Source organism: Candidatus Kapaibacterium thiocyanatum (assembly GCA_001899175.1).
Taxonomy (GTDB): Bacteria; Bacteroidota; Ignavibacteria; order Kapaibacteriales; family Kapaibacteriaceae; genus Kapaibacterium; species Kapaibacterium thiocyanatum.
Window position 1 is genome coordinate 35,134 of record MKVH01000003.1, and the last position, 12,276, is coordinate 47,409.

The following is a 12,276-nucleotide window of genomic DNA, read 5'->3' on the forward strand; positions in this document are numbered from 1 at the left end:
CGTCACTACAACGAAACGGGGCTTCCATGAAGGCATTACGGACGTCGCTTCTGCGCACGGCACTCATTCTTGGATCGGTATTGCTGGTCGTCGCCTGCGGTGGTGACAACGGGAACAATCCGGCACCGAACATGACGAAGGTGCGTCTTCTGCATCTCGCCTACGATGCGGCACCCGTGGACTTCCGCGTGGACGGTCAGGTCGTTGCCTCGAACATCACGTTCAAGGAAAGCTCCGGCTATCAGAACGTCGCGGCTGGAATCAGGAAGCTCGGCATCTACGTCCAGGGGACGACGCGTCCTCTGATCGAATCGCAGGTGACGATCAGTGCGGACGTCGAATACACGCTGTTCGACTTCCCGCCAGCCGCGGCATTCTCCGCTACGTTGCAGGAAGATCTGCGTCGCGGAGTGGGAAGCGTCAACAGCCGCATCCGCTTCGTCAACGCCACGACGGACCAGGACCAGATGGCCATGTATATCGCAGGCCGTCCCGACATCCTGCTCGGTCCCAGCCTTCCCGCCCAGGTCACGCAACCGAAGGATCTGAAGGCAGGCAAGTATCGTTTCGAGATCATGAAGCCGGGTGATACGACGACGCTGATCACGTTCGACACGCTCGATCTTCAGCCCGGCGTCACCTATACGATCGTCGCCCACGGTACACGCGTCACGACCGATGCCTATCCCTTCGGACTGAGTGCCTTCGTCGACAGCGATGCCGGTACGCAGCGTATCGATCTGGTCGAACGCGTTCTCGAGGCGCGTGTCATGGCCATGCATGCCGTCGTTGGCGGTCCTGCCGTCAGCCTCGCGATCGATGGCAACGTCAAGGCCAGCAACGTCGCCTACTCCGGTTCGACGTCGTACTTCGATCTTGCCGGAGGTTCGCATCTGGTGACGGTGACGGCAGGTAGCGTACCGGTCCTCAACCAGAACGTCGTCGTCAACAACCGCCACACGTATACGATCATCGCGGCAGGAACGGCGATACCGGCCGACGTGAGGCCGATGCTCCTCGAAGACGAGACGATTCCCGACGATCAGCAGGCCCTCGTACGGTACATCAATCTCGGTCCCGATGCTCCGGCCCTCGACGTCCTCACGCCCCTCGGTCCGGGTAATGACTATCCCCTGCCGGGCATGGATAACATCGCCTTCCGTGGAGTCAGCCGCAGCGAGACGACGGGCAAGGCCTTCCTCAAGGTACCTCCTGGTACCATCGAACTCAAGTTCCGTGAACACGGAACGGACAGCGTCCGGTTCTCCGTCAGCGGCGTGAAGTTCGAAGCAGGAAAGATCTACACGCTGTGGTCCGGCGGGCGTCTTGCAGACAGCACGGCCACGGCCTACGTCGTCAGTCATAACTGATATCCCGAAAGACAAAGGACATGAGCACAAAGGAACAGCGCGTGGCCCAGGCTCGCGCATTCACCGTGGAGGACATGGAGCAGCGCTATCGGGAAATCGAGGCGCAGTTGAACCATGAGGTGCGCACGATGATCGAACGGTGGGAGGACACGAAGGCTTCCTATCAGGGCGACTACTACACCTATTCGGTGCGTGGCAAGGAGATCAAGGTGAACAACTACACCGAGTCCCTTTCCCACACCCGTGTGCCCAAGATCGCCGTACCCCGGTTCTCCGATTGGGGTGAGATCGTTCGCTGGTGCATGCAGGAGAACTTTCCCGGAGAGTTCCCCTATACGGCCGGTGTCTATCCCTTCAAGCGTACGAACGAAGATCCCACGCGCATGTTCGCCGGGGAAGGCGGACCGGAGCGCACGAACCGCCGGTTCCATTATCTCTCGTTCGGCATGCCGGCAGCTCGGCTGTCCACTGCCTTCGACAGCGTGACGCTCTATGGGGAGGACCCCGATCATCGTCCCGACATCTACGGAAAGATCGGCAACTCGGGCGTGAGCATCGCCACGCTCGACGATGCCAAGAAGCTCTATTCCGGATTCGACCTGTGCGCCCCCACGACGTCGGTGTCCATGACCATCAACGGTCCTGCACCGATGCTCCTGGCCTTCTTCATGAATGCGGCGATCGACCAGGAATGCGAGAAGTACATCGTCGCGAACGGACTCGTCGATGACGTGAATGCGCGTATCGATGCCATCTATCGCGAGAAGGGCCAGGCACGTCCGGTCTACCGTCATGGCGATGGCAGCATGGAGCTGCCCGAGGGCAATACCGGTCTGGGCCTCATGCTGCTCGGTGTGACGGGTGACCAGGTGCTTCCCGCCGACGTCTACGAAGACTGCAAGGCCCGGGCCCTGCAGAGCGTCCGTGGCACGGTCCAGGCGGACATCCTGAAGGAAGACCAGGCGCAGAACACGTGCATTTTCTCCACGGAGTTCGCACTGCGGATGATGGGCGACGTGCAGCAGTATTTCATCGATCGCAAGGTCCGCAACTTCTATTCGGTATCCATTTCCGGATACCATATCGCCGAGGCGGGAGCCAATCCCATCACGCAGCTTGCCTTCACGATGGCGAACGGCTTCACGTTCGTCGAATACTATCTCTCTCGCGGAATGCACATCGACGATTTCGCGCCGAATCTCTCCTTCTTCTTCTCGAATGGCGTCGATCCGGAATACAGCGTCATCGGTCGCGTCGCCCGTCGTATCTGGGCCAAGGCCATGAAGCACAAGTACGGTGGCAACGAACGGTCGCAGATGCTGAAGTATCATATCCAGACGTCGGGCCGATCGCTCCACGCACAGGAGATCGACTTCAATGACATCCGCACCACGCTGCAGGCATTGTACGCCATCTACGACAACTGCAACTCCCTCCACACCAATGCCTACGACGAGGCAATCACGACGCCGACGGAAGAAAGCGTGCGCAGGGCCGTCGCCATCCAGCTCATCATCAACCGTGAGCTCGGTCTGGCGAAGAACGAGAATCCGATACAGGGATCGTTCATCATCGAGGAGCTGACGGATCTCGTGGAGGAAGCCGTGCTGACGGAATTCAGGCGCATCAGCGATCGCGGTGGTGTGCTCGGAGCGATGGAGAACATGTATCAGCGCAACAAGATCCAGGAAGAATCCCTCTACTACGAAACGCTCAAGCATACCGGTGAGTATCCCATCATCGGCGTCAATACGTTCCTCAGCTCGAAGGGATCTCCGACTGTCATTCCGCAGGAAGTGATCAGGTCGACGAAGGACGAGAAGGAGCAGCAGATCGACAACGTCCATGCCTTCCAGCGCCGCAACGAAGGCGACGGTCCCGAAGCGCTCCGCGCCCTCAAGAACACGGCCGTCCACAACGAGAATATCTTCGCCGCATTGATGGAAGCTGCCAAGACCTGTTCGCTCGGACAGCTCACGCACGCACTCTATCAGGTCGGTGGACAGTATCGCCGCAGCATGTGATGTGTCGCGGCGGAGGCCGGATCCGGTCGGCGCTTCGTACCCGGGCATGGGCACGAAAAGCATGGTTCTCCGGATTCGACTTGTGCGTAAGTTAGAGGAGGGTGAGAGGCAGTAGCTGAGTGAGGGGTGTACAGCATCATCCATACGGGCAATTGCCATGAGAATTCCGTCGGAATACAGCGTCGTTCTTCCCGTACAGCGCAAGGCATCGGGCAAGGAAGTAAAACTCATGCAGGAATGGCTGTGCCTGCATAACTGTTCGGTGAAGGTCGATGGCGAATTCGGTCCTGCCACGGAGGCTGCGGTGCGCCGTTTCCAGACGAAGGCCAGGATCCATCCTACGGGCGTGATCGACGAGCAGACCTATACGGCGTTGATCGCACCGGTGATGCGGGCATGCAAGCCGCTTGCGACCACGGCCGAAACCTATAGCCAACGTGTGGTGTCGGCGGCCCGGCAACACCTCAAGGAACATCCGCGCGAAGTCGGCGGCCAGAACTGCGGGCCGTGGGTACGACTGTATACCGTTGGAAAACAGGGCAAGGACTGGCCATGGTGTGCAGCCTTCGTGACCTACCTCATGGAACAGGCCTCGGAAGGCATCAAGCCCAATCCCATGCCCCTGCGCGGTTCGGTTTCGTGCGACAAACTCGTCGAACAGGCCAGGGAAGCCGAACTCTTCGTCGGTGAGAAGGAACGCGACGACACGCTCGGTCCCGGTACCCTCTTCGTCGTCCGTAACACGAAGAATGCCAACGACTGGGTCCATACGGGCGTGGTGACGATGTTCCATCCCGAATACATGGAAACGATCGAAGGCAATACGAACGACGACGGCAGCCGCGAGGGATACGAAGTATGCAAACGCATCCGCGGCTATGCCCACATGGATTTCATCAAGCTCAAGCCCAAGACATGATCACGTTCCAGGATGTCCTGGCCGCCCACGACCGCATCAGGCCGTTCATCCATCGGACGCCGGTCGCCACGTCGCGATACTTCGACGACCGCTTCGGCGGAGCACTCTTCATCAAGTGCGAACACTTCCAGAAAGTAGGAGCCTTCAAGGCCCGTGGTGCATGCAATGCCGTCCGTATACTGGACGATGCCATGGCCGCGCGGGGCGTCGCCACGCATTCGTCGGGTAATCACGCCCAGGCCGTTGCATGGTCGGCACGGCATCGCGGCATCCCGTCGTGGATCGTCATGCCCACCAACGCCCCCGACGTCAAGAAGGCCGCCGTGCGCGGGTACGGTGCCACGATCGTGGAGTGCGAGCCCACGCTGGCCGCACGCGAAGCCGCCCTGGCCGACGTCGTGGAACGCACCGGAGCGCATGCCATCCATCCGTACAACGATGACCGCGTCATCGCCGGTCAGGGCACAGCGGCACTGGAACTCCTCGAAGACGTTCCCGATCTCGACATCATCATGGCGCCGGTCGGTGGCGGCGGACTCATGAGCGGAACGGCCATCACGGCCCGTGCCATGCGTGCGGACATCGAGCTCATCGGTGCCGAGCCCGCGTCGGCGGACGACGCACGACGCTCCCTCGCGACGGGGATCCTCCAACCTCCGCCCGCCACCGCAACAATTGCCGATGGACTACGTACGGCGCTCGGTGAACGGACGTTCGACGTGCTCCGCAGTACGGATGTGAGGATCCTGACGGCGACGGAAGAATCGATACGTGAGGCGCAATATCTCGTGATGGAACGCATGAAGATGGTCGTGGAACCCAGTGCTACCGTCACGTTGGGAATACTCCTCGAGAACCCGGCTCTCGCACGGGGGAAACGGATCGGAATCGTCACGACGGGCGGCAACGTCGACATCCGCAAGGCGATGCATTTCTGATCTGGAACGGGTGGACCATGAAGGTTCTCGTGATCATGATGGCGATGCTCATGACGGTGAGCACCGGCGCGGCTGCTGCAGCGATCGACTGGAAGCTCGTGCACGAACGCACGGATGCTGCACTGCGTCACCTCTACGACCTGGATTTCCGCAAAGCGGAGACCGTCAGCAACGAAGTGATCGTCATGGCGCCGAACGATCCGCGCGGCCACTTCGTGAAGGCGATGGTCTACTACTACAGAATGTCCTTCAAGGGCACGAAGAATGACACCGCGTTCGGCGGCTTCCTCTATCACGCCGCGAAGGTCGAGAAAGTCTGCGACCAGTTGCTCGAACAGAACGAGAACGATACCAAGGCCATGTTCTACATGGGCGGTATCATCGGGTTCAAGGGCCTCACCTACTTCTCCCGCGGCGAGAACATGAAGGCCGTATGGGACGGCAAGAAGGGCTATACCCTGCTGGTGGACGCTCTGGAACTCGATCCCGACAACCACGATGCGAAGATGGGTCTGGGCCTGTTCCGGTACCTCATTTCCCAGGCTCCCGAGTCCATACGCCCTCTGCTGAAGGCAGCCGGCGCCGAAGGCGATCGTGCCGGTGGCCTGCGCATGCTCGAGGAGGCCGCCGCCAAGGGAACCTATGCCAGATGGGAGGCGCGCCGGTGGCTGGCGGATTTCTACCAGGCCGAGGACATGCCGGTGCGTGCGGCCTCGCATCTCGACATACTGGCACGCGAATTCCCGGACAACTGGTACCTCCAGCGCGAACTGGCGGACGTACGGCTGTATCAGCTCAAACAGCCCGACAAGGCCGAAGCGATCTATCGTCGGCTTCTGGAAATGCCTATCCTCGAATACGACGCGGAGCAGGTCCGGTATTCCGTCCGGATGCGCCTCGCCTATGCCGATATGATCCGGGAGCGTTATGCGCAGGCCCGGGTATGGGCGGCACAGGTCAGGGACAAGGCCCCTTCGCCCAGGTTGAAGGACGATGCCGTGAAGCAGATCGAGGCCATCGACAATCTTCAGAACGATCCGATCCAGAGGGTATCGAATGCCATCGCAGCTGGCGCATGGATGCGTACGAACGTTCTGGCGGATTCCCTGCGTGCTCTTCCCGGGGGCTTCCTTTCGCAGAAGAACGATGCCTATGCCTGGTATCTCCAGGGAGCGGCCTATACGGAACTCCAGAACTACGGCCAGGCCGAGGAATGTCTCCGCATGGCCATCGGAAAACCCGAAAAGGAGCAATGGCTCGAAGCGTACTGCTGCTATCGCCTCGGAATGGTGCAGGCACGCCGCGGAAAGGCGTCCGAAGCCACTGCATGGTTCCAGAAAGCTGCCGGGTTCAGCGATTATCCCGGTGAACGGACCCTCCGCATACGGCTCGCACGCGAGCGTGCTGCACTGAAGAAGGTCACCGACTGATCGGTCACGAACGCATCCGCGTAGCCACCCTTCACGCCGTTCTTCGTACTTTTGCCGTCCTTGGTAATCCCTGCAAAAGGCACGATCAACGGTATGGCGACAACGTACGAGGCAGTCATCGGGCTGGAAATCCATGCCCAGCTCAAAACGGCAACGAAGGCATTCTGCTCGTGTCCCACGACGTTCGGGGCACAGCCGAACGTCAACGTATGCCCCATCTGTCTTGGCCACCCCGGCGCCCTGCCGGTCCTGAACAGGAATCTGGTGGAATTCGCCGTCGTCATGGGCCTGGCCACGAACTGTTCCATCCGGGAACGGTCGTCGTTCTCGCGCAAGAACTACTTCTACGCCGATCTGCCGAAGGGATATCAGATCTCCCAGTACGAGGATCCGATCTGCCATGGCGGGCACGTGGAAATCGAGACCGACGACGGTATCCGGAACATCGGGATCACACGCATCCACATGGAGGAAGATTCCGGTAAGTCCATACATGACCTTGACATAGATACGCTGGTCGACCTCAACCGCAGCGGTGTGCCCCTCATCGAAATCGTGAGCGAGCCGGACATCCGCACGGCCCACGAAGCCTATCAGTACCTCAACCAGCTCCGTCAGATCCTGATCTATCTGGATATCTGCGACGGCAACATGGAAGAAGGTTCGCTGCGTTGCGATGCCAACGTCTCCGTACGGCCAGTGGGCCAGGAGAAGTTCGGAACGAAGACCGAGGTGAAGAACCTCAACAGCTTCCGCAACGTCGAGAAGGCCATAGAATTCGAGGTTGCACGTCAGATCGCCCTGATCGAGGACGGCGGTAAGGTCGTCCAGGAGACCCGCATGTGGGATGCCGGACGCCAGGAAACCAAGGTCATGCGTACCAAGGAAATGGCCCACGATTACCGCTATTTCCCGGAGCCGGACCTCGTTCACGTCGTCGTGGACGATGCCTGGCGCGAAGCGCTGCGTGCAGGGCTTCCCGAGCTGGGGCTGGCGAAGAAGCGTCGTTTCATAGCGGACTACGGTCTGCCCGCCTATGATGCAGGCATCCTGGTCGATGACGTCGACGTCGCCCGTTTCTACGAGGAAACGTGTTCCTTGCTGAAGAAGCGGGACGCGGAGACGTACAAGGCCGTCAGCAACTGGACGATGACGGAGCTCATGCGCATCATGGGCGAACGCAAGGTGGGCATCCTCGGCATAGGCTGCAGCACGTCGCAACTGGCGTCGCTGGTCGACGTCGTGGCCGACGGCACCATCAGCAACAAGATCGCGAAGGACATCTTCCCCGACATGCTGGACAGCGGCCGTACGGCCGATGCCATCATCGAGGAGAAGGGTCTTCGCCAGGTATCGGATACGAACGTCCTGCAGGGACTGGTACGCCAGGTATTGCAGGACAACCCGGACAACGTGACGAAATACAGGGAGGGCAGGACGAACCTTCTCGGATTCTTTGTGGGCCAGGTTCTCAAGGCATCCGGAGGTACGGCTAATCCCGCGCTCGTGAACACCATGATGAAAGAGGCACTCGACGCTACAGGAGGATAGAATGGCGATCAAGAAAACACGGTACATCTGGAAGGACGGAGAACTCATTCCGTTTGAGAAAGCATCCATTCACGTTCTGTCGCATGTCGTTCATTACGGTACGTCATGGTTCGAAGGCATCCGTGCCTACGATACCCGCAAGGGCACGGCCATCTTCCGTCTGCCCGAGCACATGCAGCGGCTGCATCATTCATTGAAAATCTACAGGACCGTACTGCCGCATTCGGTGGACGAACTGAATCAGGCTGCGATCGATATCGTCAGCAAGAACGAGCTGGCATCGTGCTACATACGGCCCGTGGCGTTGCGCGGCTTCGGCGACATGGGCGTCTACAGCCTGCGCTGTCCGCTCGAAGTCTACGTCACCGCCTGGGAATGGGGCGCCTACCTCGGAGACGAGGCCGCCGACCAGGGTGTGGATGTCTGCATTTCGTCATGGGACAGGCTCACGCCGAACTCGATGCCGTCCATGTCGAAGGCGGGCGGCAACTACATGAATTCGCAACTGGTGAAGATGGAAGCCGTGGAGAACGGCTATGCGGAAGGCATCTGCCTCGACACCTACGGCAACATCGCCGAGGGAAGCGGCGAGAACGTCTTCGTCGTGGTGAACGGCGAGCTGATCACACCTCCGTCGGCCTCGTCGCTGCTTCCGGGCATCACGCGCGATACCGTCTTCACACTGGCCCGTACACTGGGCATACCGGTGCGGGAGCAGAACATCCCCCGGGCAATGCTCTACACCTGCGAAGAGATGTTCCTTACGGGAACGGCCGTGGAGATAACGCCCGTACGGTCGGTGGACCGCATCGCGGTCGGACGCGGGAGGGTAGGGCCGGTGACGCGGGCCATCCAGAAGCAGTTTGCGAGGATCACGGTCGACGGAGAAGACCCGCACGGATGGCTGACCTTCGTGCCGGGAACGGAACCCAAACGAATGCGAACGACAAAAAAGAAATAAACGAAGACAACAGGAGAACATCATGGCGAAGTCATCGGCAAAAAAGGTGGCGGGCAAGGCGCCTGCCAGTACGAAACCGACGTCCAACGGCAACGGCAATGCGAAGGCCGCCGAAGCCAAACCTCTCGCACCGCTGTTCAACGTGAAGGGCTTCGACAAGGCCACGTTGATCGACTGGTACCGTACGATGCACCTCGGACGCCGTCTGGACGAAAAGGCGGCGCTGTATCTCAAGATGGCCAAGGGCTGGTCCTATCACGCTCCCTTCGCCGGTCACGACGGTATCCAGCTCGCCCTGGGCAAGGTGTTCCGTCCGGCCAAGGACTTCCTCTTCCCCTATTACCGTGACATGCTGACGAGCCTGGCTGCCGGCGTCACCGTGGAAGAGATCATCGCCAACGGCTTGAGCAAGGATGCCGACGTCGCCGGTGGTGGCCGCCACATGAGCAACCACTTCGCCAAGATTTCCATCGGTCTGCAGAACTCGTCGTCCTGCACCGGCAATCACTCGCAGCAGGCCGTCGGTACGGCGCGTTCGATCAGGAAGTACAAGGGCGACGAAGTCGTCTACGTGTCCACGGGAGATTCGACGACGTCGGAAGGCTACTACTACGAAGCCGTGAATGGCGCCGACCGCGAGAAGCTGCCCGTGATCTTCGTCATCCAGAACAACAAGTACGGCATCTCCGTTCCCCTGCGCGAGCAGACGACCAATCCCATCGTGTCCCAGAACTTCTCGGGCTTCCTGAACCTCAAGATCTTCGAATGCGACGGCCGTGATCCCATCGAATCCTACAACACGCTGCTCAAGGCCCGCGAATATGTCCTGAGCGGCAAGGGGCCGGCAATGGTCCACGCGGACTGCGACCGCATCGGTTCGCACTCCAACTCCGACAATCACGAGCTCTACCGTACGAAGGAAGACATCGACAGCATGAAGCAGCGCGACCCGCTGCCGCGTTTCCGTGCGACGCTGATTGCAGGCGGTATCGCAACGGAAGCCCAGCTGGCCGGGATCGAGGAAGCGAACAAGACGGCGATCTTCGCCGCTGCCGACGTCGTGGAAGCCCTTCCCGATCCGGCACCGGAATCGTACAAGGACTTCGTCCTTCCTCCGGCCGTCGTCGGCTACGACGACGATTCCGAGCGATCCTTCGTCTCCGATCCCAACGCCACGCAGATCACCTTCCGCGAAGGCATCAACCAGGCCATGATCGAGGAGTTCCGCCGGAACCCCAACACCTTCCTGTTCGGTCAGGATGTGGCCTCGAACAAGAAGCAGGGCATCTTCAATGTCTGCAAGGGCCTGCTGGACGAGTTCGGCAACGACCGCGTCTTCAATGCACCCATCGCCGAGGACTTCATCGTGGGTACGGCCAACGGCATGACGCGCTACCGCGACGACATCCGCGTGGTGGTGGAAGGCGCCGAGTTCGCGGACTACTTCTGGCCGGCCATGGAGCAGTTGATCGAATGCACGCACGACTACTGGCGTACGCGCGGGCAGTTCGCTCCGGCCGTCGTCATCCGTCTGGCCTCGGGGGGATACATCCAGGGCGGATTGTATCACTCGCAGAACCTCGAGGGAACATTTACCACGTTGCCCGGTCTGCGCGTAGTATGTCCCGCTTTTGCAGACGATGCCGTGGGACTCATGCGTAACGCCATCCGTTCGCGCGGAACCACCATGTATCTGGAACCCAAGTTCCTCTACAACTACCGCCCTACGTCGTCCAGCATGCCTCCCGAAGACTTCATCATTCCGTTCGGCAAGGCCAGGGTCCGCAGGGCTGGTACGGACGTCACCATCGTCTCCTATGGCACGGCCGTACACTGGAGCCTGCAGGCTGCCCAGCGTATGGAGGCCGAAGGTGTTTCCGTGGAAGTCATCGATCTTCGCTCGCTCGCACCGTGGGATCGTGAAATGGTCTTCGAATCGGTCCGACGCACCGGTCGGTGTGTCGTGGCACACGAGGACAAGAAGACGGGTGGCTTCGGCGGCGAGATCGCTTCGGCGGTGGGCGAAGAGCTCTTCCGCTACCTCGACGCCCCCGTGGCGCGGGTCGGATCGAAGGATACGCCGGTAGGGTTCGCCAAGAGTCTGGAACAGGCCATTCTGCTCTCCGTGGATGATGTCGTGGACGCCGTTCGCCGGACGATGGCCTTCTGAAAAATTGTCAGCCTAACTTGACACTGTCAGGTGGAAAACGTTGATAACCCATTAAAAATAATGAGTTAGCAGCGGCAGGCCGTAGTTGTTTTTCCTGCGGCACGTGATATATTTGCGTGCTTGGAACCGACTGGAGCGCACATGCACCGGAATGGGTGGCGTGTGTGCTTATGTGTTTGATATAGAGGAGTGCATGAGCACAGACATCGTAGAACAGGTAAACGACAAGGCACAGAGCGGCCCGGTACAGGGTTCCGTCGGTGCAGTCGATCGCATGCAGGGTAACTGGAAAATGCTTGCGGTCATCGCCGGCCTCGTGGTCGTGGTGATCGGAGGCATTTACTTTTATCGGCAGCAGAAGCAGACCCAGAACGTCGAAGCGAACGCTGCGCTTTCCAGGGTCCGCACATTCTTCGAACAGGGTGAGTTCCAGAAGGCGCTGACTGCCGACAAGGTGCCGCCCATGGGTGGCGAGCCGGTCAAGGGCCTGCTGGCGATCAGCGACGAATATTCGGGAACCGAGGCAGGGGCGACGGCGGCATTGATGGCCGGCAACAGCCTCTCGAATCTCGGAAAGTACTCCGAGGCCGCCGAGCAGTTCGAGCGCGCGAAGGGCGGCGACGCCATCGTGACGCAAGTCGGTGCTCTGACAGGACTTGGCGCGTGCAAGGAAGCCGAGAAGGACTATGCCGGTGCCGCAGCTCTCTACGAGCAGGCCGCCGAGCGCGGTTCGAAGTCGGGTCTGGAAGACCGTTGCTGGCTCTATGCGGGGCTCAGTTACGAAAAGGCCGGGAACAAAGAAAAGGCTGGGCAAATCTTCCGGACGATCGTCAAGCGCTATGAAATGTCCGAGCTTGCGCCGGCTGCCAAAAGCGGTCTGGCACGGCTTGGCATGGCAATTGATTAGAGAATC

At 60.1% G+C, this 12,276-nt stretch carries 8 protein-coding genes and 1 pseudogene; all 9 read left to right on the forward strand.

All coding sequences use genetic code 11. The annotated features are described in order from the left end of the window. Positions 1-26: 26 nt before the first annotated feature. Positions 27-1,370: a hypothetical protein gene (locus BGO89_03800; GenBank protein ID OJX60707.1), complete on the forward strand. Its 1,344-nt coding sequence runs from the start codon at positions 27-29 to the stop codon at positions 1,368-1,370. A gap of 68 nt (positions 1,371-1,438) precedes the next feature. Beyond that, positions 1,439-3,394: pseudogene (locus BGO89_03805) on the forward strand (methylmalonyl-CoA mutase). Positions 3,395-3,551: 157 nt separating this feature from the next. Then, complete coding sequence (locus tag BGO89_03810; GenBank protein ID OJX60708.1) at positions 3,552-4,313, forward strand: hypothetical protein; 762 nt, start codon at positions 3,552-3,554, stop codon at positions 4,311-4,313. Beyond that, positions 4,310-5,251, forward strand: coding sequence for a serine dehydratase (locus tag BGO89_03815; protein OJX60709.1), 942 nt, complete (start codon positions 4,310-4,312; stop codon positions 5,249-5,251). The genes BGO89_03810 and BGO89_03815 overlap by 4 nt, the downstream gene beginning before the upstream one ends. A gap of 17 nt (positions 5,252-5,268) precedes the next feature. Further along, positions 5,269-6,681 carry a hypothetical protein gene (locus BGO89_03820; GenBank protein OJX60710.1) on the forward strand — a complete coding sequence of 471 codons (1,413 nt, stop codon included), beginning with the start codon at positions 5,269-5,271 and terminating at the stop codon, positions 6,679-6,681. Positions 6,682-6,774: 93 nt separating this feature from the next. Next, on the forward strand, positions 6,775-8,232 hold the full coding sequence (locus BGO89_03825; protein OJX60711.1) for an aspartyl/glutamyl-tRNA amidotransferase subunit B: 1,458 nt from the start codon (positions 6,775-6,777) through the stop codon (positions 8,230-8,232). Position 8,233: 1 nt separating this feature from the next. Beyond that, positions 8,234-9,193 carry a branched chain amino acid aminotransferase gene (locus BGO89_03830; protein ID OJX60712.1) on the forward strand — a complete coding sequence of 320 codons (960 nt, stop codon included), beginning with the start codon at positions 8,234-8,236 and terminating at the stop codon, positions 9,191-9,193. A gap of 187 nt (positions 9,194-9,380) precedes the next feature. Further along, positions 9,381-11,363: a 2-oxoisovalerate dehydrogenase gene (locus tag BGO89_03835; GenBank protein ID OJX60960.1), complete on the forward strand. Its 1,983-nt coding sequence runs from the start codon at positions 9,381-9,383 to the stop codon at positions 11,361-11,363. A 151-nt stretch (positions 11,364-11,514) separates the two neighbouring features. Next, a complete protein-coding gene (locus tag BGO89_03840) occupies positions 11,515-12,270 on the forward strand; it encodes a hypothetical protein (GenBank protein ID OJX60713.1) in 756 nt (251 codons plus the stop codon). The last annotated feature ends 6 nt before the right edge of the window (positions 12,271-12,276 follow it).

Bases quoted from the DNA above. Each gene is read 5' to 3' on its own strand.
- BGO89_03800 (OJX60707.1), top strand. From the start codon at position 27: ATGAAGGCATTACGGACGTCGCTTCTGCGCACGGCACTCATTCTTGGA.
- BGO89_03810 (OJX60708.1), top strand. From the start codon at position 3,552: ATGAGAATTCCGTCGGAATACAGCGTCGTTCTTCCCGTACAGCGCAAG.
- BGO89_03815 (OJX60709.1), top strand. From the start codon at position 4,310: ATGATCACGTTCCAGGATGTCCTGGCCGCCCACGACCGCATCAGGCCG.
- BGO89_03820 (OJX60710.1), top strand. From the start codon at position 5,269: ATGAAGGTTCTCGTGATCATGATGGCGATGCTCATGACGGTGAGCACC.
- BGO89_03825 (OJX60711.1), top strand. From the start codon at position 6,775: ATGGCGACAACGTACGAGGCAGTCATCGGGCTGGAAATCCATGCCCAG.
- BGO89_03830 (OJX60712.1), top strand. From the start codon at position 8,234: ATGGCGATCAAGAAAACACGGTACATCTGGAAGGACGGAGAACTCATT.
- BGO89_03835 (OJX60960.1), top strand. From the start codon at position 9,381: ATGCACCTCGGACGCCGTCTGGACGAAAAGGCGGCGCTGTATCTCAAG.
- BGO89_03840 (OJX60713.1), top strand. From the start codon at position 11,515: ATGGGTGGCGTGTGTGCTTATGTGTTTGATATAGAGGAGTGCATGAGC.